Genomic DNA, 24,391 nt, shown 5'->3' on the forward strand with positions numbered 1-24,391 from the left:
GCCCGCCCGGTACTGCTGCCGCGGCGCCGGCTCCTTCGCCCCCAGCCGGGGCTGCACCCGGATTGGAGGCGGCCGGGAGGGCTGCGGTGACCGGCGCAGTAATGGCGGGCGCTGCAGCGGACGCAGGCAGACGTGCAGCGCCCAGAGCGATGACGCCCTCGGTGGCGCGCAGCGCCTGGTTCAGCAGTTGGCGCAGCTCCGGACGCAGGATGTCCTGCCCTTCCAGACTATGCTTAAGCTGGGCCGCCAACTGCTGCAGTCCTTCGTGCGGCGGCTTGCCGAACAGCGCCTGGTGAAGGGCCGTCACATTAGTCTCCGTTAGCGGCAATCCCCGCTTAACGGCCAGCATCGCCGCCTGGCTCCACTCTTCCGCCGGCATTCCCGCAGGCATCCTCGCTATCATGGCTGACAATGACGATACATTCTCTCTCGTCAACGGCACGGATGACTGCTGCATCCATAGGAGAAGCTGACGATTGGACACGGTATCCTTCAATCCAAATTCCTTTAACATTTCCAACAGGGGAGCTTCCGGTAGAAGAGTCCCGACACCCTGAACAGGCTTCAGTCGGATCTGGCCGGCTCTGGTTTCAGCCAATACTTGAAGGAAAGTCGATTCCCCCTGTTGTAATGGAGTCTCGAGTCTGGCTCTCAGCTTGACACCGCCGATCATGAGCATCGCTTCTTGGTCGGCAAGCAGCTGAAGCACGGTTCCTCTCACAATTTGCCCGGCTTTCAGCTCCAGTGCCTTGCCTTCAGTAGCCCTGGCTTCACCAATCCACTGACGCAGCAAATGGCCGATATTCACCGTTATCCCCCCCTTACTGACCTTAATCCGGAGCAATTTCGCTTCAATGTCAATTCATAATATAGTTATCGGCATAAATCCGGTAATATTGAACGGAGCCCTGTAAAAATACCCCACAAACATACATGACCTGTCGGTCGCATTTAACGCATTAATTTTTCGTACAACGGTGATGCGTAACCTTCGAAGCATATTCCGTCCGCTCTCCAACCGGAGGCGGCGTCAAAACCTTTCTCTAAACGCGGTTGATCTTCTTGCTTTTCTTCGATAAAGGTTTAAATAGTACTTTGCGGGAAGCCCTGTTAAAAACCCCAACAAAGTCACGCCCTAACCTTCGAAACGTATTCCAGATGCTTCGCGGGGAGCCCCGGAAGATGAATTATCACGGGATTAGAGGCAGCTTTCTATGCCGATCAGGAAACTGTTCCATTTTAATACTCTATTAACTTCAATTTACTAACTAAGTAAAATAGGGATATTAAAATAAAAATTGCTCCTGAACGTTTAGAAGCCTGCCGAGAAATGATTTACGGTGCATGGGACACGGACCGTATTCCAGGATGGCTTCCCGATGCTGTTTGGTGGCATATCCTTTATGTATAGCAATTCCGTATTCGGGAAAATCGGTGTCCCAGTGAAGACACATCCTGTCGCGGGTGACCTTGGCTACAATGGAGGCGGCCGCTATGGACTGGCTTAATGCGTCCCCGTGAATAATCGACAGCTGTTTAATATCGCAATCTATTTTCTCCGCATCGATTAACAAATGATCCGGCTGAACATCAAGCTGTTCCACCGCCTTCTTCATTGCCAACCGTGCCGCTTGCTTAATATTGATTTTGTCGATCATCGCTGAATCTACCTGTCCTATGCCAACAGCCAAGGCACACTCCATAATTTCTTCATACAGCCGTTCCCTTTTGCTAGCGGTCAGCTTCTTGGAATCATTAATTTCTTCGATCATTCGACCGGGAGGCAGGATAACCGCAGCGGCCACTACATCGCCGAATAAGCAGCCTCTCCCTACCTCATCCACACCGGCAATCAGCCGGTAATGCTGATTCCAAAGCGCTTGTTCGTACTCAAGCATGAATCCCCCTCCTCTCGACCATTATACCTTGTCCCTCCTTTGATGTGCTACATCCTTGATAAAACTCCGGCTATATAATCTTCATTTATCTTTAAGGATTACGCCATTACGCCCCCCTGTCCCCACGTCTCAATCAAAGATTAAATCATCGTTTATGATCCTCCCGTTACGTACTCCGGATTTACGGTTTCCCTCTGGTTAACCTAAAATATAGTTACATCGATCATTATTTCCCCCTCTTTATCGCTCCCCCTCCGTTTAGTGCCTGTCTCCTCGTTGCTTGCTATCATCCCTGCTTGACCGTTATCCCCTTCGCTCAGTGCCTGCTTGCCGGGACAAATTCTCTTTCCCCATACCTAGGATCACTGTCCCTTTTACTCAGGTACTTTGGGCAGGATTCATATCCCTTTTCCCATGCCTCTGACCGTTATCCCCTCGGCTCAGTTGCACTTGGCTGATGAGTACTTCTAATCCCCATAGCCTTGAACTTTCTCAGGTCGCTCCAGCTTCGTCCGGGTCGGCTCGCTATCTATCCCATACCTGTACCGATCAATCGAATTCCCGATAACCGTATCGTTCGTTTCCTGACTTAAGGGGATATCTGTCAGAAGGCTCGGCAAGAAGGATCGCGAAAAAAGAACGCCTGGTTTTTATTGATGATTCATCCAGCTTAAAAGTCTGAAATAGCGGCCGAAGCGAACCCATGCCACTATACCCGATCCCCCTCCAGATACACCATGTATCGCGATATTATACCGACTTGCCGGTATATATCGGACTTGGGGCCGAAGCCCGAGGATTTGCAGCGAATTCATCAGGAAATGAAGCATTATTGGTCATGGCTGGAGGATATGGATTCTTTATGCAAAAGATTGGAAGAATCCCTATGATCGGTATTCCATACCGCCGCTGTTTTGGCATTTCCACCTGGCCGGCTGGCGCAGGGCTTGACGCTCCGCCAACTGATCGGCTTTCAATGTTCCGCATTATTATAATGAAATAAAGGTCACGGGGATGTGGTCAAACCCAATCCATTCGGAGTATTTAGTGGAAACCCGCTTATCTCTTTTATAAAACCTTTTGTTTTGTTACTATACCTTTATACAAATACTAAACATTTAGTATTAAACACTTAGTATCATAACGGAGGGGATGAATATATGACACGAGCTATGGTATTAGGGCTTCTCAAAACACATGGTCCGATGTCGGGATATGAAATTCAACAAATGATGGAATCGTCACAGACAGATATTTGGGCGTACGTCAAACCGGCTTCTATTTATCATGCATTGAAGAAGATGCAAGAAGAAGGAAAGGTAGTCTTGGAAAAAGTCGAAAATACGGGGCTAAGAACCAGGTCCATTTTTCGAATCACGGAAATTGGCGAGGACGAATTAAACCAGCTACTGATCAATTCATTCTCTTATTCTTCTGTTGTTTTCCCGGCAGCTTTTTATACAGCGCTTACCTTTATGGAAAATTTAGATAATGAAGAAATCTTAAACAGCTTAGAGAAGCAAAAGGAGGAAATTATAAATATCTTCAATAAAATGAAAGTCGGGTATGAGTTAAAACAGAAAGCATTAGGGAAAATCCCGGATCATATCCATGTTATTTTTAACAATATGTATGAGCAATGCGAGCTGCAGCTGAAGTCTATAGAAGAAATAATAAGACTTATTAGGGATGAGAAATAAAATGGTCCGAAACCTTAAATCATCTGTTCTAGTTGTAGTGATTCTGGCCATATTTGCAGATATGCTTATGTATGGCTTAGTTGTGCCGTTCTTACCCGTTCATGCTGAATCTTTAGGCGCCACACAATCAGAAATAGGTTTGTTATTCGCCAGTTATGCCCTTGCATTATTTATGGCTACCCCGCTTTTTGGTGCTTTATCAGATAGAGTGGGCAGAAAAAAGCTGCTGGTTTCAGGCCTTATCGCACTGGCTGCAACAACGTTAATATATGCTTTCGCAACAAGTTTCTGGGTGCTTGTGTTAGCACGTTTGCTGCAGGGATTGGCTGCGGCAATTCCATGGACAGCCGGATTAGCATTGCTGGCAGACGTCTTCCCCAAAGAAGAGCGGGGCAGAGCTATGGGCTTGGCGATGTCTGGTCAAGCAGCAGGGGTGCTGCTGGGCCCTCCAATTGGAGGCTGCCTTTATGAAGCTGGCGGATACCACTTTCTATAGCTACAGGGATTGCACTTATTACAGCGATCCTATGTATGCTTTTGCTCCGCAATGTCTCTGAAACAAGGTCGGAGAGCTTTACATCGCCCTTTCAAATACTGCGGAACCGCCATGTTTTAACCATTGCGGGGGTTGCCGTTGTTGGCGCATCGGTATTTGCAAGCATTGAGCCTACATTGCCGATTCACTTCAATGAAAACTTGGAAATCTCACCGGGTGTTATAGGGCTTTTGTTCGTTGTGGTAACTCTTGGTTATGGGTTGGCCGCACCACTCATTGGATCTATTTCTACTAAAATCGGGCATGTCAAGACCATAAGAATTGGGATTGTAATGGCAGCCATTGTCCTTCCACTAAACGCTTTGCCAACTCTTATTTGGTTGCAAGTTGTTACTTTAGTTCTGTTGGGAATTGCTCTTGGAATGGTTCTGACTCCTGCACTCCCTAAATTGGCAGATATTTCTCAAGAGACAGGTTCTGCTTCACAAGGCCTGACTTATGCTGTTTATAACACAGCCTATTCATTTGGTATGATGGCTGGACCGGTAGCCGCGGGTACATTAACAGATGGGCTGGGGCTTGTGACGGCATATTCGGCAATGGGGGTTCTTTTCCTGATATACTTATTTCCTCTGACTAAAATAAAATCTTAAGCAATGTCTTCACCGAGAGGTGTATAAATGAAAGATTTTATATTGGGTTTATCTGAATTTATAGTACTGGAAGACATTCAAGAAAACGAAAAGGATATGCTGATAATCGTTGAAACGAAATCTCCCCCTTTGTCTTGTCCTCATTGCGGGCGCCGAACGAAGCTTTACAAACATGGAAGCAGAATACAAATCATATTGGATTTGCCCATTCGTTTAAAGCGCGTGGGCCTTCAACTGAACAGAAAAAGGTATAAGTGCCGCGAATGTGGTTCTACCTTTTGGGAACGCCTTAGCTCGGTTGAAGAAAAGCGAAGTATGACTAAAAGACTGTTGAAATCCATTGAAGAACAGTCATTGTTCAAGCCTTTTACAGAAGTCGCAGAATCGGTTGGTGTAGATGAAAAAACCGTTAGAAACATTTTCAAGAACTGTGCGGTATTGAAAAAACGAGAATATCATTATTGAAAAGAAAGAGGCACAGCTCTTAAGCTGTGCCTCTTTCTACCGGGAAATACATCATTATTCGCCGGGATGCTCCAGACTGATCCGCCCCAGTTTGCCGTCCCGCAAATCTCTGAGAAACAGAGCCGATGCCTTCTCCAGGTTGACGGTTCCTCCGCTCTGCAGGCATCCTCTGCGGCGGCCGATCATTTCCATCACTTCGATCACCGGTTCCGGCTCCGTTAGATCCCCCGGGAGGCCTTCCAGCTGGTACCGTTCGCAAAGCGCCTGCGGGTAATGCGGAACCATATAACGAATGACGTGAAAAGCGACATCTTCCGGATGAATGACTTCATCCTTGATGGAGCCTATCGCCGCCAGCCGGACCCCGACCTGCTGGTCTTCGAACTTCGGCCACAGAATACCGGGCGTGTCCAGCAGCTCCAATTCTCCTGCAATGCGAATCCACTGCTGGCCCTTGGTTACCCCCGGGCGGTCCCCGGTAATCGCCGCCTTGCGTCCAGCGAGCCGGTTAATCAAAGTTGATTTGCCGACATTAGGGATACCGACGATCAGCGCACGGATCGGTCTCGGCTTCATTCCTTTGCGAATTTGGGCCTCCAGCCGATCCTTAAGCAGATGCTTGCAGCGGGGAATGATTTCTTTCACGTTCGTGCCCGAAATGGAATCGATCGGAAGCGCGTCCACGCCGTCCCGCTTCAGCCTTTGCACCCATTCGGCTGTTACTGCCGGATCTGCCAAGTCCGCTTTGTTCAGCAGAATCAGCCTCGGCTTGTTTCCGAGAATTTCATCAATCATCGGGTTGCGGCTCGAGATCGGGATTCGGGCATCCATCAGTTCAATGGCGAGATCGATCAATTTCAGCTTGTCCTGAATTTGCCGTCTCGCTCTGGTCATATGTCCAGGAAACCATTGAATGGTCACAGGATCACCTCATTTTTTTCGCGCGGCCATGCCTTTACTTATGACTCACTACACTGATTTTGGAGAGCGGCCAGAAGATAACATCGGCCCGGCCAACCACCTTGTCATACGGTACCGGACCTACCATAGGTGCGCGGCTGTCCTGACTGTTCGGACGGTTGTCGCCCATTACGAAGATATGACCTTCCGGAACGGTCATCTCCGCAAAATCCGAATTGTAGTAATCGCCATTCTGGAGTTCTCTGGCAACCGCTTCCTGAATATATGGTTCCTCAAGTTCTTCATTATTGACATAAATTTTGTTGTTTTCAATCTTGACGGTTTCTCCAGGCAGCGCAATCACCCGCTTAATATAATCCCTGCCCTGTGGTGCGTGAAACACAATCACTTCGCCCCGCTGCGGCTTGCGTATGCTGTAGATGATTTTGTTGACGATCAGCCTCTCTCCGGTTTCGAAATTGGGCTGCATGGAAGGGCCCTCCACAATAAACGGAGTGAATATAAACCAGCGGATCAACAACACGAGAACCGCAGCAATGATCAGCGCCTTTGCCCATTCCCAAATTTCACTCTTTACCGGAGTAGGGTGATCGGAGGTTTGTTCTTGTTCCATGATCCGACACCCGCTTTCTGTAATTCATTCCGATTTTCAGGAGAGGGTCTGGACGGCCCCCGTTACATTAATCATGTATTTCCCTAATCCTAATTACGATCCGCATGCTTCCACAGCCAAGTGGTTAAAATAACTCCACTAATTGACACATGGCCTTCGAAGCGTATTCGTTAACAAAAGCTCCTATCAAACCTTTCGAAGAGGCTTCTTCCAAATCCATCCTTATCGGAAGCTTGTCATGCCAATATGAATCTTTATGTACTTCATATTAACGCTGTAAGGAACTTAAAGATTCCTATATGGTAAACGAAAAGGGGCTTGATAGCAAGCCCCCTCTACTTTTCTTATCGAATTTCCTTAATTCTGGCGGCTTTTCCGCGAAGTTTGCGCAGGTAGTAAAGCTTAGCGCGACGTACTTTTCCTCGGCGTGCCACTTCGATTCTATCGATTTTCGGAGTATGCAGAGGGAAGGTTCTTTCCACTCCGACACCATACGAAATTTTGCGGACTGTGAACGTTTCGCTAATTCCGCCGCCGCGTCTCTTAATAACGACACCTTCAAAAAGCTGAATCCGTTCGCGGGAACCCTCGATAACTTTAACGTATACCTTCAGCGTATCCCCAGGACGGAAACTTGGAATGTCTGTGCGCAGCTGTTCTTTCGTAATTTCCTGAATAATATTCATCTAAACTCCTCCTTCCACACAGATGTTCATACCGCAACTTATTTTCTGATTAATGCCGTTACGCGGTAGAGGACCATCTTGATAAAGAAAACCACAACAGAAGATATTCTACCATATCCAACCACAGAATTCAACACAATGAAGTGTATTGCAGTCAAATAGAATTAGAATCGGTGCGGAAGCTGAAATCGAGGCGGTCCCGTTTAAAGAAAGCACTTCCTCATCTTCCCGCGCTCGCTTGGTCAGCCTTTAACCGCGCTGGAATAAGCTCCTTGAATAAAGTACCTTTGGAAGAAGACGAATACGGCCAGGATAGGAATCAAAGCAACCATCGTTCCGGCAGCAACCAGACGGGTATTGGTTACGAACGTTCCCTTCAATTTATAAAGTCCGATCGTCAGCGGATAGAGCTTATCATTTTCAAGAACCAGATATGGCCACAAGAAGTTGTTCCAGGAGCCAATGAAGCTCAATATCCCGAGAGTTGCCATCATTGGCAGCACCATCGGCATCAGGACGGACATCCAGATCCGCCATACACTGGCTCCGTCCATAATTGCGGATTCTTCAATTTCTTTCGGAATCCCAAGAAAGGCCTGCCTCATCAGGAAAATTCCGAAGGCGGATACCGCTCCCGGTATAATGACTCCCGCAAAGCTTCCAATCAGGTTCAGCTTATTCAGAATGAGGTAAACCGGAATCATCGTCACTTCTCCGGGAATCATCATCGTGGCGATAATTATCAGAAAGATGAAGTTCCTGCCTTTAAACCTCATTCTGGCTAGCGGAAACGCAGCCAAGGAACAGAAAATCAGCGGAAGCAGAACCCCGAAGAATGCCAGAACGATACTGTTCCATAAATATAGAGGGATGGGAAGGGAATTCCACACGGTCAAGTAATTTTCAAAGGTGAAGTTCTCGGGAATCAGCTTAGGCGGCATAGAAAAAATGGTTTCGTTCTGCCCTTTCAGCGAAGTCGAGAGCGTCCACAGGAAAGGAACGATCGTAATAATAGCCAGCAAAGTGAGAAAAAAATATGAAACCAGGGTATGAATAAATCTGCGTTTGGAAATTTTAGGTTTGGCCATGACGGATCAATCCTCCTTCTCTATCAAGCTTCTGTTAATGATGGACAAGATCAGGATGACAGCAAACAGGATGAAAGAGATCGCACTGGCGTAACCCATTTCCAAGTTGACAAACGCTTTCTCGAACACCATATAAACGACTGTGGTGGAGGCTTTGAGCGGGCCGCCCTCAGTCATGGTCAGCATCAGCGTAAATTCTTTAAAGGCGGACATCGTAGACATGACCGCAACGAAGAAAATAATCGGCCGCAGCAGAGGCAGAGTAATGGAAAAATGCTTGCGAAAGAATCCGGCTCCGTCCAATTCCGCCGCTTCGTACAAATCTTGGGAAACGGATTGCAGACCGGCTAAATAAAACAGCATATAGTATCCGAGCCCTTGCCAGATAGTCACAATAGCCAGACTGGGCATAACCATGTTTTTGCTGGTCAGCCATTTCACAGGTTCTAACCCGAACAGGCTCAAAATATAGTTAAAGATACCATCGCTTTGGAACATCCATTGCCACAGAAATGCGGTAACGACTACCGAGACCAGAACAGGGAAATAGAAAACCAGCCGGTATATTTTAATTCCGATCAATGCCTGATTGACCAGGATTGCGACAAAAATCGGAAAGATAATCAAAGCCGGTGTTACTAAAATCCAATAGTAAAACGTGTTCTTCATCGCGTTCCAGAAATTAGGGTCTTTGAAGGCGGCGATATAGTTATCCACCCCTACCCATTGGGTCGGCTGAAAAATATTATAAGTGGTAAAACTTAAGAAAAAGGCTACAACAGCGGGCAGTAGGCTGAAGGTGAACAACAATATTAAAGTTGGCGATAAGAAAAACCATGCATGTCTTGTTTTGTACATTAGGACACCTCCGGAAAAGATTCATCTAGCTGTGCTTGGCACAGCTAGATGAACAAAACTGCTCTTATTGGTTTAACAAACGGTTCACTTCGGCCTCTGCATCCGCCACTGCTTGAGCGGGATCTTTTCCTTCCAGCAATACTCTGTGGAACTCTTCATTGATCGTTTTGTTAATCTGGCTTACATTTTCTACAGGCGCCAGCATATCTACAGATTTTTCAAGCTGCTGCGCTGCAAGGAATCTGCCTCTTTCCGATGGTTCTTCAGAGTTCTCTCCCTCAGTGAAGAACGGATCTTTAGCCGCTTCTTTAACGGAAGGAAGAATAGCGACAATTTTGGCGAAGGCCAGCTGGTTCTCCGCATTCGTAATAAATTGGGCAAACTTGGCCGCTTCTTCCTTATGCTTGCTCTTCTCGGAAACCGCAATATTCATAATGGCAACGTGGGATTGTCCTGTGGAGCCTACCAGGTTGGTAGCCGCTGCGGATTTATTATATACTTCCGGAGACAAGTCATTGATTTGACGGAACAATTGTGGTCCGGTTTGCCAGAAAGCTAATTTTTCCTGGGCGTACCATTCCTGAACTTTAGCTTGCCCTAACAAAATTTCTTCAGGAATTAATCCCGCGTCATATCTTTCTTTAAATTTCTTGAAAATCTCTACCGTCTCCGGCTTGTTGAAGGCGGCCGATTTGAAATCGTCGCTTACGATGTTAATGCCGTATCTGGGCAGATAGAGATGAATATCTTTAATCGAGTGCCCGTAGAACCCGGTCACTTCTTTAATGGCAGAAGACATTTCCCAGGCTTCCTCTTCCGTTGCCGGCGGATGATCAAACCCGGCCTTGGCCAACAGATCCTTGTTGTAAAGAATTACGGAATTGGAGAGATACCATGGCAGAGCATACGTTACTCCTTCGAATTGTCCTGAAGTCCATACTCCTTCGAAGAAATCTTTCTTCGCATCCGGCAGAAGCTCGTCAATATTGGCTACTGCGCCGAGTGCAGACAGCTTCTTCAAGTAGTCGGTATTCAGGTTCAACACGTCTGCGAGCTGCCCGGAAGCGGCTGCAGTAAGCGTTCTTTGTTCCACATTATCGAACGGAATATCCTGCCATTCAACCTTGACTCCCGGATTTTGTTCCTCGAATGCTTTGATAACCCCATTGATGTAGTCATCGAAGGTCGGGCTTAGCGAAATCGTCCAAAACGTTATCTTTTTCTCACCGGCTGCCGCTCCCTTGTCCCCGTCTCCCGGTTTCGAAGAACCTTCTCCTCCGCCACCGCCGCCGCAAGCGCTAACAAGCATGACGAGTGCAAGCAACATTACGAGCCATTTTCCCTTTTTTAATACCAACACTGTTTCCCCCTTTTTATTTAGGCCATGTTCTAGTTGTTCTGAAACCGATTACTTATTGGTTCCAGTTGATCAGATGGAAATTTATTCCACCGAATCATAACTATTTGAAAAATACCTCCTCCTTATATAATATCCGATAATTAAAATACTGCAATGACTTTATATTAATTTTTATTGCCAACTTTATTAGAAATGCTTTTATTTAAGTATATAAGAACAAAGTCCTTAAAAGCGACCTCCTAATACCGGAAAATGCATCACCAAAAAAAGCCTAATCCATACAAAAAAACCATCTACTTGCCTCCGGCAAATCCGAGGAAGTACATGGTATGCAGCCGTCCGGGGTTCTTTTCCCCTGGGGCTTATGGGACTTTTTTAACGAAGACCCTATTTCGGATGGGACAGAAAGCTCCTTGGAAGTCAAGCCTCGCAGCTTTCCGTACGGGGCGGCTGCCTTATTCGCGGCTCGCTTCCCACTCCTTTATCCATCCTTTTTCCTCCTTGGTAAGGGGAATGTTGTCCAGCAATTCAGGACGGCGCAGAAAGGTCCGGTGCAGAGACTGCTGTCTCCGCCACTTGTCAATGTTTCCGTGATGCCCGGAGAGCAGGACTTCCGGAACCTCCCAATCTCTAAACTTGGCAGGCCTCGTGTAATGAGGATATTCCAGTAATCCCGTACTGAAAGAATCGGTTACGGCAGAGCTTTCATTCCCGAGCACCCCTGGGAGAAGCCGAGTCACACAGTCAATGACGGCCATGGCCGGAATCTCTCCGCCGGTCAGCACATAATCGCCTATGGACAGCTCATCGGTGACCAAATAGCGGCGAATTCTTTCGTCATAACCCTCATAATGGCCGCAAATAAAAATAAGATGCTCTTCGGCCGCCAGCTCCTCCGCTTTACGCTGGGTAAACGTCTCCCCTTGAGGACACATCAGAATGACACGCGGCTGGGATTGCAATCCGGCCATCCGTTCTTCCACAGCGGCAAAGATAGGCTCCGGCTTCAGCACCATTCCTCCCCCGCCGCCGTAGGGGTAGTCATCCACCGTATTATGCTTGTTGTTGGCATAATCGCGGAAATTGATCGTCCGGAAGGAGACAATCCCCTTCTCCCGGGCTTTGCCCAGTATGCTTGACCCGAATACGCCCTCGAACATTTCCGGAAACAACGTCAGAACATCTATATTCATTCTAATCCATCATACCTTCCATTACACGGATCGTGACCCGCTTGCCGGCCACATCGACATTTATCAAGACATCATCAATAACGGGCACCAGGACCGGTTTGCCTTGGGGACGGTTTACCACCCACACATCGTTGGCTCCGGGAGACAAGATTTCACCTATCGTTCCCAAAACCTCCCCTTCCTCCGTCTGAACCGTGCATCCGATGATTTGATGATAATAATATTCGCCTTCTTCGAGCTCAACCAGATCCTCTTCCGTTACTTTGAGCATCCAACCTTTATATTTCTCCACTTGATTAATATCATCCAGACCGGAAAATTTAACGAGATAGACGTTTTTCTGAGGACGCCCGGATTCGACAATGACAGGCACCCGTGTTGTCATCTCTGCATCGGTGAGCACCAATCGGCTTCCCTTGCGAAAACGAATGTCGGGAAAATCGGTTTGGGGGACGACTTTCAATTCTCCCCGAATGCCATGTGTATTAATGATTTTTCCCACGTTAAACAATTTTCCACTCATGAATGACCTCCGTAATATTGGATTAAGAAGATACGGGAAAAGGGCTAGGTGACCCTACCCCTTTAATCCGTTCGCTTCCGTCAGGAGACAATCTCCACCGAAACGCGCTTATTCTCTTTAACTGCTGCCGATGTTACTACGGTCCGCAGCGCTTTGGCAATGCGCCCCTGCTTGCCGATCACCTTGCCGACATCGGAAGGATGAACCGTAAGCTCATAAACGGTCGCATGCTCTTGTTCCACCACATTCACCTGAACTTCTTCCGGATGATCGACCAGTGCTTTAGCTATGACGGATATCAGATCCCTCATGATAACCCTCCGAACAGACGGAATTATTTTTGATGCCGAAGCTCGTGGAATTTGGTCATAATACCAGCTTTGCTGAACAAGCTGCGAACGGTATCGGAAGCTTGTGCCCCGTTCTGGAGCCATTTCAATGCTTTCTCTTCGTCAATCTTAACGTCTGCAGGTTGAGTCAGAGGGTTGTAAGTACCGATCTCTTCGATAAAACGGCCATCACGAGGAGAGCGAGAGTCGGAAACAACCAAACGGTAAAAAGGAGCTTTGTGAGCACCCATCCGCTTCAAACGAATACGAACTGCCATGGATCAATTCACCTCCTTACAAGATTTCCGGGCTGCGCCGGCGGTTATTCAACCGAAGGGGAACTTGAAGCCTTTACCCAATTTCCCTTTCAAGCCTTTGCCGCCCTTGCCTCCCATCATGCCGGAAAATTGCTTCATCATCTTGCGCATATCTTCAAATTGCTTAATTAACCGGTTAACCTCCTGAATGGAGTTTCCGCTGCCGAGAGCAATTCTTTTGCGCCGGCTGGCATTAAGCAATTCCGGTTTACGCTTCTCTTCGGTCGTCATCGATTTGACGATCGCGAGTGTGCGGGCCATTTTTTTATCATCGATCTTGAAATCCTTCATACCCTTCATTTTGTTCATTCCGGGTATCATTTCAAGAAGCTGGTCCAAAGGTCCGAGCTTCTTCATCTGCTCCATCTGCTCCAGAAAATCTTCGAAGGTAAACTCCGCATTGCGGAGCTTCTTCTCCATTTCTTTCGCTTTCTCTTCATCAATGCTGGACCGGGCCTTCTCGATCAGTGTGAGCATATCGCCCATTCCCAAAATCCTCGAGGCCATCCGGTCCGGATGGAAAGGCTCCAGAGCATCGATCTTCTCGCCCAATGCGGCGAATTTGATCGGGCATCCCGTTACCGCTTTAACGGAAATGGCCGCCCCGCCGCGGGTATCCCCGTCAAGCTTGGACAGAACAACGCCGGTCAATTCCAACTGCTTGTGGAAGCTCTCTGCTACATTCACCGCATCCTGGCCGGTCATGGCGTCAACGACCAGCAGAATCTCATGCGGCTGAACCTCCGCCACAATCTGCTTCAGCTCGTCCATTAATTGTTCGTCGATGTGCAGACGTCCGGCCGTATCGATCAGGACGTAGTCGTTGCCGTTCTCCTTGGCATGAGCGAGCGCCGATTTGGCGATCTCCACCGGGCTGACCTGGTCCCCCATCGTAAATACCGGAGCCTTGATCTGGTCTCCCAATACCTGAAGCTGTTTAATGGCGGCGGGACGGTAAATATCACAAGCTACCAACAGCGGACGGTGATTCTGCTTCTGCAGAAGCTTCGCCAGCTTCCCGGTTGTCGTCGTCTTCCCGGCCCCCTGCAGTCCGGCCATCATGATGACGGTCGGCGGCTTATTCGCCTTGGCCAGTTTGCTCTGGGTTCCGCCCATCAGCTCGGTCAGCTCTTTATTGACGATTTCAACAACGACCATTCCGGGCGTAAAGCTCTTGAGCACTTCTTGTCCCACGGCCCGTTCCTTAATTTTGGCGATAAACTCCTTAACGACCTTGAAGTTGACATCGGCCTCCAGAAGCGCCAGCCGTACCTCGCGCAGTGCCTCATTTACATCGTCTTCCGACAGCTTCCCCTTGCCTCTCAGCTTACCGAACACATTCTGAAGCCTGGTAGTTAACCCTTCAAATGCCATTTACGCCACCTCCTGACCTTATACCGCTCGAATCTATGTTTTTAACTACTCTTAATATCCAATATTACATGATCAGTCGACAAGACGCATCTTCTCCAACAAAGGTGCCGCCTTGCTCCGAAGATCGGGGCTCGCCTCGCCCAGAAGGTCTTCCAGACGGTTCAGGCAATCCGTCCGCTGCTCATGCTTCGCCAGAAGCCGCAGCTTCCGCTCGTACTCTTCCAGCATCAGCTCTGCTCGCTTGATATGCTCATATACCGCTTGCCTGCTGATAGAAAATTCGGAAGCAATCTCTCCAAGCGAATAATCGTCGTGGAAATAACAGGACAGAAATGTTCTCTGCTTCTCCGTCAGAAGCTCCGAATAAAAATCAAACAACAGGTTGATCCGGTTTGTCTTCTCCAGCATCGGATGCTCGGGCATGGCTTCCACCCCCGTCAAGGAAAAACACTTTACACACTTTGCTTATTGTAACCGACCCGTTTATTGTTGTCAAGCGAATAACCTTGACAGCCATACCATTCTGCATCCGATACCTGAATCGTCCGCAGCCGTCGATCGTGGCGGCATCCTTCAGCTCAGTTTCCGTGTGGAATTCGGTTTACCGATCCTTCCGGCTGTATTCTTTTGCCAATTTATGATTTAACGGATAAATCCCCCTGGTCATAACAAAATAATAGAATATGAAAAATATCGGAGGGAAGAAACTATGAAACGCCGCCATCTGTATCTAATTGCACTCAGCTTGCTGCTCATCGTTGTTTACGGATGCGGTATCGGCAGGGAAAAAGATAACAGCTCGCAGCCATTCGGACCGGATACGACGGATTCGCTCCTGTCCAAAGTCGAACAGAACTCTGAACGGACACAAGAGCAGGCCGTTCTTCCTAAACTGCCCGCAGCCTCTCCCGTTCCGGAGAAACAGGCAGATCCCGCTCCGCCCGCAACAGAACCGCCGAAGCCTTCAACCGGCGGCAAGGAGAACCGTTCACCGGCTGAACCGAAAGCATCGCCGTCTGTCCGGGAGCAGCCTCCCGTTCCTGCAGCGCAGGCTCCTCAACCGTCTGAGCCGGACAAGCATAAGGAGAAAGCTAAATTAAGCAAGCCCAAGCCTTTGCCCAAGCAGTCCGGTGAAGTCGCGGCCGGGAAAAAAACGACCCGACAATCCTCGGGCACGTCATCTCAACTGACCTTGTCCGAATTAAGGGCTAAATATCCCGATTCCTTTCGGCTCAAGGGCTCTTCCAAAGGAAAGAAGGTCGCTCTGACCTTCGACGACGGACCGGACCAAAGATTCACTCCGCAAGTATTGGATGTTCTAAAGAAGTACAATGTCAAAGCCACCTTCTTTCTGGTCGGCTATCGGGCGGAGGCCAATCCGGCAGTCGTGAAACGAATTGCTAAGGAAGGGCATGTCATAGGAAACCACTCCTACAATCACCCGAATTTTCCCAAGCTGCCGGTCACCGTCTTTGAACAGCAAATCAATCGGACCCAGAACATTCTCAGCCGTCTGATCGGCTATGAACCGAAATATATACGCCCTCCTTACGGAGCGATAAATGAAGAACAGCTTCAATGGGCGATTAAGAATCAATTTCTGATCGTCAATTGGGATGTAGATTCGTTGGATTGGAAAGGGCTTGACGCGAAGCAGGTTTCCGCCAATATTCTTAATCATGCGCATGCGGGAGCTATTATCCTTCAGCATTCCGCAGGAGGCGACGGCCAGAACCTATCGGGAACTATCGAGGCCCTTCCCGGAATTATCGAGAAGCTGCAGGCGGACGGTTATGAGCTTGTTACGATTCCCCAGCTGCTGAACATGTCCAAGAGCAAATAGTGCGGGTTTTCCATCGGTTAACCAATCGTTTGAATGATATGTACAGGAGCTATAGAAACAGCAGCCGGAAGAAGAGGGACTCCGGCTGCTGTTTACTTAATCCAGAATGTAGATTTGCACATTTTGTTTGCCGAATTTCATCGCCTGCTGCCGGGAATCGGGAACGAAAACATCCACCCGGTTTCCTTTGATCGCACCGCCTATATCGGTAGCTGTAGCTACCATTCCTCCTGCCGGAAGCCCGTCATAGGAATAGCCGGTAATAAAGACCTTCGACCCCAGCGGGATGACGGCAGGATCCACTGCAATACTACCGACCTTCAGAGGATTTCCGAAATAATCACGTCCTGCGTAGCCTCCGTTTTCCTCGGCCGATGCCGTATAGGCAGACGCTACCGCAGGAATTGCTTTCTTATATGTTAAGGTTTGCCCGGTCGGAGTAACGATGACGTTTGCTTTCACCGGTACAGCGCGCATCGCCGGAGCCGATTTGCTCTCCTCCTGCTTCGGTTTGTCCGCTTTGGCTTTAGGAGTGGATGCGGCCAAAGGCTGGGCATGGACAGCGGGAGCGGGCGAACTCTGCTGAACGGGCGGAGCTTCCTCCTGAGCCGGCGCTTCGGGTGCTGCAGCCGCTAAAGCATCCCCCTGCGGTTGATCCGCCTGCTGCTCCGCAGGAACAGGCTGCGGCGCTTTAACCCACTGTGCGAACTTCATCTCCCGAGGATCCGTTCCATGGGCTTCGGTTTCGTTCCATTTCAGGGAGGCGGCGGATACGGTCGTAGCCAAACTGATAGCAACGGTGATCACGGCAATGATTCGGAACGGGACTTTGGAAATCAATCGATTCATAGACAAGGTTCTCCTTTAAGTACTGCCGACGAGGTTAGCTGTCGGGTTAGGATTGAGGATACAACCCCGCGTCTGTCGACGCTTCACCCCAAGCGGAAGACGATATAAGCTTTTTCCGCAAAAAACATCCCCCGTACTTATCTTTCATAACCGATAAGTTTTGGCATTAAGGAGGCTACCATACTCGTATTGGAATGAACATCCACAGAATTTGGCAAACGGTAATGTATGCGCTACACATCACGTAATTATGCATACCGTGAAATATTTTCCACATATCTATAAATGTGAATTTTATGGATCTACTGGTATTATTAGGTCTTTTTCCTATTCTCCAATTGTTCCTTGAAAATTTGCAGTTCCTTCATTTCCTCCGGAGTCAAGGCCGCCAGCTTCTGCTCCAGCCGAAGCTTTGCATAATGATATAGCCCGCCGTCCAATTTCGTTTTTTCGCGAATCAATTGGATAAGCTCCGGCGGGATATTTTGCTGCTGCGGTCTCTTCTCCGTGACGTTCCAGTATTGGTAAGAAGACTGCTTCCAATCGAATAAACGGTTCATCAGAAACAGGCTTTCGTTAAACATTTCCGTAATTCCAACAAACGCATAGAAAGTGTCCAGATGGGTTATAGCCTTATCCAAATCGGGTATAAAGGGGTTGGCGAGCTGGGATGCTTGCGGATTCCAACTGGCGAAATAGGTCTTATTGTTCGTTAAATAATCCTCCAGGCTCATTTGAACGACTTGCGAATGCAGCGGATGCTCAGGGACCCTTCTAATATAATAGTACAGGGAAAGCACCTGCTCCACCGGTTCTCTGAGCATGGTGGCATAAATCGCCGGCTTCGGAATATAGGCATGAAGACCGAAAAAAAAATGTCCAAATATACATTTCACCTGCGAATGGGAACCCCTAATCATGTCCGGCAATTGACTTGCAGCCCGGACATAATCATCCCATTGATAATAAAAGGTTAACAGTTCCTCGGCCCTGTACTGGTTTAGCAGAATAGTATACATGGTCGTCCCGGCTGTTTTGGGAATATGCATGTATAGCAAAATTGGCTTTTCCTTCTCTTCCATCCTGTCCTCCTCCCGTTCCAAGCGGCTTGCCGCCTTTATTTCCGATTACATATCGATGCCGGAGAGAACTGTTATATAAAGGACCGTCTCCTCAAAAAATCCAGGATCAGCCGTGCCCCTTCCTCCTTGCTGCATTGTTCGGTATCCACTGTGACATCCGGATTTACCGGCTCCTCATATTCATCCGAGATGCCGGTAAATCGAGGCACCTCCCCCCTCAGCGCCTTGCGGTAAAGCCCTTTAACATCTCTGCGGATGCATTCCTTCAACGAACAGCGGACATAAACTTCAATATAGGGGTCAAGCTCTTGCCGCAAGTAATTTCGCATAGACTGATAAGGAGTGATGAAAGAAGCCAGCACAATCACTCCGTTTCGAGATAGAAGCCGGGCGACGAACGCCGCTCTCTCTATATTTTTCATCCGATCCTCTCTGGAAAAGCCTAAATCCGGAGCCAGATGCCTGCGCACGTCATCTCCATCCAGAACCTCGACCCGGGCACCCGCAGCAATCAATCCGGCTTTTACAAGCCCGCATAGCGTAGTTTTGCCCGCTCCCGATAGTCCGGTAAACCATACGGTCACCCCTGCGGACATCAGATCTCCTCCTTATGGCCTCTTCTATGCTTTACAGCGATTACCGTGCATGAATATGATAGAATATGACAAGACAAGCAAAATGGAAACGGACATCCATGGAGCCCTGTAAAAACCACTTCGAAGCTTATTCCGGGTACTTAGCGGGGAGCCCCGGAATTAAAAAAAGCTCCTAACGGAGCATATCGAGGATGAAACGCAGATCCTAATATTCCTGGCGAAAGGATAAGCGGCTATCACTGTCCTTTGGACAGGCGCGTTCACCAATGAAATACAAGAACAGGTAAAGTATAACTTATACATTTATTTAAAAATAGGACCGTTTCAACGGTCCTTCAAATCATCTTTACCATTTATCGCGCATAACCTCATCGCGCTTCTGCTTGAACTCCTCTTCGGTGATCAGCCCTTCTCTCCGCAATCTCTCCAGCTTCCTCAGCTTTTCTTCAAAATCAACGCCTGCTTCCTCCATACTGCGGTTCAGCGGCCTGTCCGGTCTGACATCCACTTCCCATTCCGCGGCTCCCTGGCTGGAAAACAAATTATAACCGTGGTACCCGGTAATGGCTATCGCAATGACCGTCCATAGCACTCCAAATATTCCCCCCGTAGGCATAACCATCGTAAATCCGATAATCACGAAAACAATTCCGACAATCATGCCAAGTAAAGATGCGGGCCTGCTTGGACGAACCCGGCCTCTGTAGAACATCTCGCCTCCCCCTTTCCGTCTCCCATTACTTGGTTACCTTATTATACGGAACATATAGAATCCGGTTGCAAAGGCGGGCCCTTCATAATCACAGGCCATTTGGCTATTCAATGTTTTCAACAACCTGAAAAACTACAGCTATACTGTAGGTGAAAGATATAGGCTAAAAAAAATCGCCGCCCCTTATTGGGAACGGCGATTTCCAAGTCCATGTTCAAGCTTGGGTTTCTTCCTCTACAGTTTCTTCCGTGATTAAGCCGGCGAATAAGGCATGCACGAACTGTTCGGAATCGAACGGCTCCAGATCGTCCATTTTTTCCCCGAGGCCGACCAGTTTAACCGGAATGTTCATTTCTTGACGAATGGCCACTACAATTCCGCCCTTCGCCGTACCGTCGAGCTTCGTCAGCACAAGGCCCGTCAGGCCGGTCTTATCCCCGAATAATTTCGCTTGGCTAAGCGCATTCTGTCCGGTCGTGGCATCCAGCACCAGCAGCACTTCGTGAGGAGCGTCAGGCACTTCCCGGTTGATGACCCGGTAAATTTTATTCAGTTCTTCCATTAAATTGACTTTGTTCTGCAAGCGGCCCGCCGTGTCGCACAGCAGAATATCGACTCCCCGCGTTTTGGCCGCCTGTACGGCATCGAACATGACTGCCGCCGGGTCCGAGCCGGCTTGCTGCTTAATCACATCGACTCCGACCCGCTGGCCCCACACCTCCAGCTGCTCAATCGCTCCCGCCCGGAACGTATCCCCGGCGGCGAGAAGCACCTTCTTGCCCTGCTGCTTAAAGCGATGTGCCAGCTTGCCGATCGTGGTCGTCTTGCCGACACCGTTCACGCCGACAAACAGGTAGACCGTTAACCCATTGTCAGACACTCTTAGCGAGTTGTTCTCGTCCCCTTTAAGAAGCTTGACCAATTTCTCCGAAAGTATAGGCTTCAGCTCGGCGGCATCTTCAATCTTCTGCTTGCGAACCTCCGCCCGCAGATCGTCAATCAGCTCCATCACCGTATTGACGCCCACATCCGCACCGATCAGAATTTCCTCCAGCTCTTCATAAAATTCTTCGTCAATTTTCTTGCGGCGAAGAATTAAATCCTCCACTTTCTCAACGAAAGCGTTCCTCGTTTTGGCCAGGCCTTCCTTAAATTTATTGGTCACCGCTTCAGTTTTGCTAGAAATGCTTTCTTTTAGTTTCTTGAAAAAACTCATTGAATTTCCTCCAGTTCGGACTTGTACTCACCTTTAGGCCGAAACGGCCTCATCTTCCTCCAGCTTAACGGAAACCAGCTTGGAAACTCCGCCCTCTTCCATCGTGACTCCATACAGAACGTCGGCTTCTTCCATCGTTCCTTTCCGGTGTGTGACGACGATAAACTGGGTTTCGTTGGAGAATTCCCGCAAATATTCCGCAAACCGGGATACATTCGCTTCGTCCAGCGCGGCCTCCACCTCATCAAGAACACAGAACGGAACCGGCTTTACGCGCAATATAGCAAATAACAGGGCAATGGCGGTCAACGCCCTCTCTCCGCCGGACAAGAGCTGGAGATTCTGCAGCTTCTTGCCCGGGGGCTGGGCAACGATTTCAATTCCGGTCGCAAGCGGGTTTCCCGGCTCCGACAGGATGAGATCCGCCCGGCCTCCGCCGAACAGCTTGGCGAACACAACGACGAAATGCGAACGGATCGCTTCGAACGTACTGCGGAAACGGCGCGACATTTCCTCGTCCATCTCCTTGATGACCTGGTAGAGCGTAGCCTTCGCTTCCATCAGGTCCCCTTTCTGCTCGCTAAGAAACTCGAAACGTTCACTGACCCGGCTGAATTCTTCGATCGCTCCCAGATTGACCTCGCCGAGCCCCGAGATGGACCGCTTCAGCTCTTTAACCGTATGCTGAACTTCTTCAATGTTATCGGGAAGAGGATAACGTTCCTTGGCCAGCTCATAACCGATTTCATAGTCCTCGGACAACTTCTTGAGCAGATTGTCAAGCTCCACATCCAGCCGATTGGCCCGAACCTCGGTTTGATGAAGCTGTTCCTCCACCCGCTTCAGTTCGTTCCTCTGCTCTCTTGTTTTGCTTTCCTCCTGCTCCAGTTGTTGAATCCAGTTGGCCCGTTCCGCCCGTTTGAACTCGATCGTCTCCAGGCACTCCTGCTTCTGAATCTTCAGCTGATTGAGCTGCTCCACCTGCTTAACGCTTTGGTCTTCAATCTCGCTCAGATCCTTGTCCATCTGCAGGAGCAGATGCTGGTTCTGTTCCTGCTCGCTCTGCGATAACTTGAAATCTCCTTCCAGCCTCCGATACTGTTCCACCAGAGACTGCTTCTCCTGGGACAGGGAAGCCGCCTGTACCTTAAGCTCGGTTAATTGGCCCAGCAGCTCTTCCTTGGCCGATTCGCTCGCTTTACGCGCAAGCTCGGCTTTCCGGATAGCCTCTTGCAGTTCCTGCTCTCTCCGGGCAAGCTCCTCGAGCAGCTCCTCCGCTTCCCTTCTGCGAGTCTCGAATTGCTCCCGCTCCTCGGTCAAAGCCTGCTTGTCCTGTGTATAGAGGGTGTAATGCTCCTCCATTTTCTTCGCTTCGTTGGTCAATGGAGCAAGCTCGGCGGCATACTGCTGCTCTTCGATCCGCTTCTGCTCGCCCTGCTCGCGAAGAACTTCCAACTGCTCGTTCTCGGAAGCCAGCTCCGCCTTCAATTGCCCGGATTTGCCGACCAGCAGCGACAGTTGGCTTTGCGATTGGGCGATTTCCTTCTCCAGCTCCTCTATCTGGCGCTGCCGCCCGAGTAAGCTTGTCGATTTCTTATGCTGGCTGCCTCCCGTCATCGAGCCTCCCGGGTTAACGATATCGCCTTCCAGCGTCACTACCCGGTAACGGTATTGACAGCGGGCCGCGATCCGGTTAGCCTGCTCCAGAGTCTGGGCGATGATGACATGGCCGAGCAGGCTGGTTACGATCGACGTATACTTCGGGTCATAACGAATCAAATCGGCGGCAATGCCGACGAAGCCATCGGTACTCTGTACGGATTTGCGGTCCGATTCCCCGATTGTTCTGCCGCGGATGACGTCCAGCGGCAGGAAGGTTGCCCTTCCCAACTGCCTTTGTTTCAGGAAAGAGATGGCCTCGCGGCCGTTAGCCTCATTCTCCACGACAATGTGTTGAAGCGCACCGCCAAGCGCCGTCTCTACAGCAAGCTCCACTTCCGCCGGAACCTGGATCAGCTCCGCAACGGCGCCATGAATCCCGCGCAAACCGCCAGGCCGCTTGGTCGCCTTCAGCACTTCCTTGACCCCATGCATAAAACCGTCATAGTCGTTCTGCATCTCTTTCATCGTATCTCTCCGGGACACGATGGAGTCAAGCTTCTGCTCCCACTTGCGGACGGTCGCCTGAGTCTGCTCCAGCAGACTGGTCTTCGTCCTCAAGCTTTCGAGCTTCGTACTGTATTGCTGGCGGATATCGGCAAGCTGCTCCCCGGCCGCGGCAAGCTTCTGTTCAAGCTCCGCTTTGCGTTCGACGAGCCGCTCCCTCTCCTCCGTCCATTTCGCCTTTTCGTTCTCGAGCCGTTCCGCCCGGCGCTGTATAGTTTCCAACTGCTGCTCGGCATAGCGGATTTCGTTACGGCTCTGGGCCATACGGTTTAACGTCTCCAACAGCTCCGCCTTCAGCTCTTCCTCGGTTTCGCTGCTGATGCCTCCTTCAACCCCCAGAAGCCTCTCTTCCTCCGAAGCCAACCGGTCACGGCAATCCTCGAGCTGCTGGGAGATTTCAACAATCTTATCCTTGGTTTGCTTAAGCTCTTCCTGCTTTTCGGCGAGCCGCTCCGCTTGGTGCCGGATCGTCTGCTCCAACTGCGCCCGATTGCCGATCGTATTCTTCCTGCGCTCTTTTAATACTTCTCCATGGCCCTCGCACTTTTCGGAGTCTTCGCTAATTTGCAGCAGCTTAGCCTGCAGCTCCTGCAGCTCCTGATCCAGTCTCCCTGTCTCCCAACGGTGCTTCTCCAGGAAGGCGTCATGCTGGTGAACCACCCCGGCCAATTCCATCTGCTGAGCCCGCAGCTCGTCCAGCTTCTGCTGTGTCTCGGACCAGCTCTGGTGGATGTTATCTATTTGATACACATAAACGGAAATTTCGCTCTGCTTCAGCTCTTCCCTTAACCGCTTATACTGCTTAGCCTTCTCGGCCTGCTCCTGCAGAGGCCCGATCTGATCCTCCAGCTCGGAGACCAGATCATGAATGCGAAGCAGGTTCTGCTCGGTTTCGTCCAGCTTCTTTTCCGCGTCCTTCTTACGGGTCTTATACTTAACAATCCCTGACGCTTCCTCAAATATCCCTCTTCGGTCCTCGGATTTCGTGCTTAATATTTCTTCAATCCGCCCCTGCCCGATAATCGAATAAGCTTCCTTACCGATTCCCGTATCCATGAAAAGCTCGGTAATATCTTTCAGGCGGCATGGTTGTTTATTGATGAGATACTCGCTCTCCCCGCTTCGGTGCACCCGACGGGTGACGGTCACCTCGCTGAAATCAAGCCCGAGAGCATTGTCGGAATTGTCCAAGGTTAAGGATACTTCCCCGTAATTAACCGCTTTACGGGAATCGCTTCCGGCGAAAATCACGTCCTCCATCTTGCCTCCGCGAAGAGATCGGGCGCTCTGTTCACCCAAGACCCAGCGGATTCCGTCGGATATGTTGCTCTTTCCGCTTCCGTTCGGACCCACGACGGCGGTAATTCCTTGTACAAATTCCAATTCGGTTTTGTCGGCAAACGATTTGAATCCCGCCAGTTCAATCCGCTTTAATAACATGGTCTCACCTCAA

At 49.5% G+C, this 24,391-nt stretch carries 23 protein-coding genes, 2 pseudogenes and 1 riboswitch; of the genes and pseudogenes, 5 read left to right on the top strand and 20 right to left on the bottom strand.

Going from position 1 to position 24,391, the window contains the following annotated elements; translation table 11 throughout:
- Together ACFQ03_RS00005 and ACFQ03_RS00010 are read right to left on the bottom strand one after the other, a co-directional pair.
- A pseudogene (locus ACFQ03_RS00005) lies at positions 1 to 808 on the bottom strand (hypothetical protein); the annotation flags it as partial.
- Between the two features lie 478 nt (positions 809 to 1,286).
- Positions 1,287 to 1,898 carry a ribonuclease HII gene (locus ACFQ03_RS00010; protein ID WP_379285273.1) on the bottom strand — a complete coding sequence of 204 codons (612 nt, stop codon included), beginning with the start codon at positions 1,896 to 1,898 and terminating at the stop codon, positions 1,287 to 1,289.
- A gap of 1,160 nt (positions 1,899 to 3,058) precedes the next feature.
- Here ACFQ03_RS00010 and ACFQ03_RS00015 point away from each other — a divergent pair.
- The 4 genes and pseudogenes from ACFQ03_RS00015 to ACFQ03_RS00030 form a co-directional block, all read left to right on the top strand.
- Positions 3,059 to 3,598: a PadR family transcriptional regulator gene (locus ACFQ03_RS00015; protein WP_379285275.1), complete on the top strand. Its 540-nt coding sequence runs from the start codon at positions 3,059 to 3,061 to the stop codon at positions 3,596 to 3,598.
- Between the two features lies 1 nt (position 3,599).
- Positions 3,600 to 4,094 carry an MFS transporter gene (locus ACFQ03_RS00020; protein WP_379285277.1) on the top strand — a complete coding sequence of 165 codons (495 nt, stop codon included), beginning with the start codon at positions 3,600 to 3,602 and terminating at the stop codon, positions 4,092 to 4,094.
- A 35-nt stretch (positions 4,095 to 4,129) separates the two neighbouring features.
- Positions 4,130 to 4,747: an MFS transporter gene (locus ACFQ03_RS00025; RefSeq protein WP_379285279.1), complete on the top strand. Its 618-nt coding sequence runs from the start codon at positions 4,130 to 4,132 to the stop codon at positions 4,745 to 4,747.
- Positions 4,748 to 4,774: 27 nt separating this feature from the next.
- Positions 4,775 to 5,209 (top strand): annotated as a pseudogene (locus ACFQ03_RS00030) (transposase family protein); the annotation flags it as partial.
- A gap of 57 nt (positions 5,210 to 5,266) precedes the next feature.
- Here ACFQ03_RS00030 and ylqF read toward each other — a convergent pair.
- The 12 genes from ylqF to ACFQ03_RS00090 all read right to left on the bottom strand — a co-directional run bounded on the left by ylqF (position 5,267) and on the right by ACFQ03_RS00090 (position 14,897).
- On the bottom strand, positions 5,267 to 6,133 hold the full coding sequence (ylqF, locus tag ACFQ03_RS00035) for a ribosome biogenesis GTPase YlqF (RefSeq protein WP_379285283.1): 867 nt from the start codon (positions 6,131 to 6,133) through the stop codon (positions 5,267 to 5,269).
- 34 nt (positions 6,134 to 6,167) lie between these two features.
- On the bottom strand, positions 6,168 to 6,746 hold the full coding sequence (lepB, locus tag ACFQ03_RS00040) for a signal peptidase I (protein WP_379285285.1): 579 nt from the start codon (positions 6,744 to 6,746) through the stop codon (positions 6,168 to 6,170).
- A 344-nt stretch (positions 6,747 to 7,090) separates the two neighbouring features.
- Entirely contained in the window at positions 7,091 to 7,432 is a 342-nt protein-coding gene (rplS, locus tag ACFQ03_RS00045) for a 50S ribosomal protein L19 (protein WP_144933215.1), read from the bottom strand.
- A gap of 242 nt (positions 7,433 to 7,674) precedes the next feature.
- On the bottom strand, positions 7,675 to 8,520 hold the full coding sequence (locus ACFQ03_RS00050) for a carbohydrate ABC transporter permease (protein WP_379285288.1): 846 nt from the start codon (positions 8,518 to 8,520) through the stop codon (positions 7,675 to 7,677).
- Between the two features lie 6 nt (positions 8,521 to 8,526).
- Complete coding sequence (locus ACFQ03_RS00055; RefSeq protein ID WP_379285290.1) at positions 8,527 to 9,378, bottom strand: carbohydrate ABC transporter permease; 852 nt, start codon at positions 9,376 to 9,378, stop codon at positions 8,527 to 8,529.
- A 64-nt stretch (positions 9,379 to 9,442) separates the two neighbouring features.
- On the bottom strand, positions 9,443 to 10,735 hold the full coding sequence (locus ACFQ03_RS00060; protein ID WP_379285292.1) for an ABC transporter substrate-binding protein: 1,293 nt from the start codon (positions 10,733 to 10,735) through the stop codon (positions 9,443 to 9,445).
- Between the two features lie 458 nt (positions 10,736 to 11,193).
- The gene (trmD, locus tag ACFQ03_RS00065) at positions 11,194 to 11,931 is read right to left on the bottom strand and encodes a tRNA (guanosine(37)-N1)-methyltransferase TrmD (RefSeq protein WP_379285294.1); all 738 of its coding nucleotides are present in this window, start codon (positions 11,929 to 11,931) and stop codon (positions 11,194 to 11,196) included.
- 1 nt (position 11,932) lies between these two features.
- Positions 11,933 to 12,454: a ribosome maturation factor RimM gene (gene rimM / locus ACFQ03_RS00070; RefSeq protein ID WP_379285296.1), complete on the bottom strand. Its 522-nt coding sequence runs from the start codon at positions 12,452 to 12,454 to the stop codon at positions 11,933 to 11,935.
- Between the two features lie 80 nt (positions 12,455 to 12,534).
- Positions 12,535 to 12,765: a KH domain-containing protein gene (locus tag ACFQ03_RS00075; protein ID WP_144933225.1), complete on the bottom strand. Its 231-nt coding sequence runs from the start codon at positions 12,763 to 12,765 to the stop codon at positions 12,535 to 12,537.
- A gap of 23 nt (positions 12,766 to 12,788) precedes the next feature.
- Positions 12,789 to 13,061 (bottom strand): 30S ribosomal protein S16, encoded by a 273-nt coding sequence (gene rpsP / locus ACFQ03_RS00080; protein ID WP_144933227.1) that lies wholly within the window; start codon positions 13,059 to 13,061, stop codon positions 12,789 to 12,791.
- 48 nt (positions 13,062 to 13,109) lie between these two features.
- Positions 13,110 to 14,474, bottom strand: coding sequence for a signal recognition particle protein (ffh, locus tag ACFQ03_RS00085; protein WP_144933229.1), 1,365 nt, complete (start codon positions 14,472 to 14,474; stop codon positions 13,110 to 13,112).
- 72 nt (positions 14,475 to 14,546) lie between these two features.
- Positions 14,547 to 14,897: a putative DNA-binding protein gene (locus tag ACFQ03_RS00090; protein WP_379285300.1), complete on the bottom strand. Its 351-nt coding sequence runs from the start codon at positions 14,895 to 14,897 to the stop codon at positions 14,547 to 14,549.
- Between the two features lie 286 nt (positions 14,898 to 15,183).
- On the opposite strand from ACFQ03_RS00090, the gene ACFQ03_RS00095 reads away from it, so the two are divergent.
- A complete protein-coding gene (locus ACFQ03_RS00095; protein WP_379285302.1) occupies positions 15,184 to 16,317 on the top strand; it encodes a polysaccharide deacetylase family protein in 1,134 nt (377 codons plus the stop codon).
- A gap of 96 nt (positions 16,318 to 16,413) precedes the next feature.
- On the opposite strand, the gene ACFQ03_RS00100 is transcribed toward ACFQ03_RS00095, so the two are convergent.
- From ACFQ03_RS00100 to smc, 6 genes are all read right to left on the bottom strand, one after another.
- Positions 16,414 to 17,166 carry a 3D domain-containing protein gene (locus ACFQ03_RS00100; RefSeq protein WP_379285304.1) on the bottom strand — a complete coding sequence of 251 codons (753 nt, stop codon included), beginning with the start codon at positions 17,164 to 17,166 and terminating at the stop codon, positions 16,414 to 16,416.
- An 8-nt stretch (positions 17,167 to 17,174) separates the two neighbouring features.
- Positions 17,175 to 17,342, bottom strand: a riboswitch (cyclic di-AMP (ydaO/yuaA leader).
- A gap of 138 nt (positions 17,343 to 17,480) precedes the next feature.
- Positions 17,481 to 18,248, bottom strand: a complete 768-nt coding sequence (locus tag ACFQ03_RS00105) for a hypothetical protein (protein ID WP_379285306.1) — start codon at positions 18,246 to 18,248, stop codon at positions 17,481 to 17,483.
- Positions 18,249 to 18,319: 71 nt separating this feature from the next.
- Positions 18,320 to 18,844, bottom strand: a complete 525-nt coding sequence (cysC, locus tag ACFQ03_RS00110) for an adenylyl-sulfate kinase (protein WP_379285308.1) — start codon at positions 18,842 to 18,844, stop codon at positions 18,320 to 18,322.
- 346 nt (positions 18,845 to 19,190) lie between these two features.
- Positions 19,191 to 19,556, bottom strand: a complete 366-nt coding sequence (locus ACFQ03_RS00115; protein ID WP_379285310.1) for an SHOCT domain-containing protein — start codon at positions 19,554 to 19,556, stop codon at positions 19,191 to 19,193.
- Positions 19,557 to 19,770: 214 nt separating this feature from the next.
- Positions 19,771 to 20,772, bottom strand: a complete 1,002-nt coding sequence (ftsY, locus tag ACFQ03_RS00120) for a signal recognition particle-docking protein FtsY (RefSeq protein ID WP_144933234.1) — start codon at positions 20,770 to 20,772, stop codon at positions 19,771 to 19,773.
- A gap of 33 nt (positions 20,773 to 20,805) precedes the next feature.
- The gene (smc, locus tag ACFQ03_RS00125) at positions 20,806 to 24,378 is read right to left on the bottom strand and encodes a chromosome segregation protein SMC (RefSeq protein WP_379285313.1); all 3,573 of its coding nucleotides are present in this window, start codon (positions 24,376 to 24,378) and stop codon (positions 20,806 to 20,808) included.
- Between the last annotated feature and the right edge of the window lie 13 nt (positions 24,379 to 24,391).

It is taken from the genome of Paenibacillus residui (assembly GCF_042677205.1).
Taxonomy (GTDB): domain Bacteria; phylum Bacillota; class Bacilli; order Paenibacillales; family NBRC-103111; genus Paenibacillus_L; species Paenibacillus_L residui.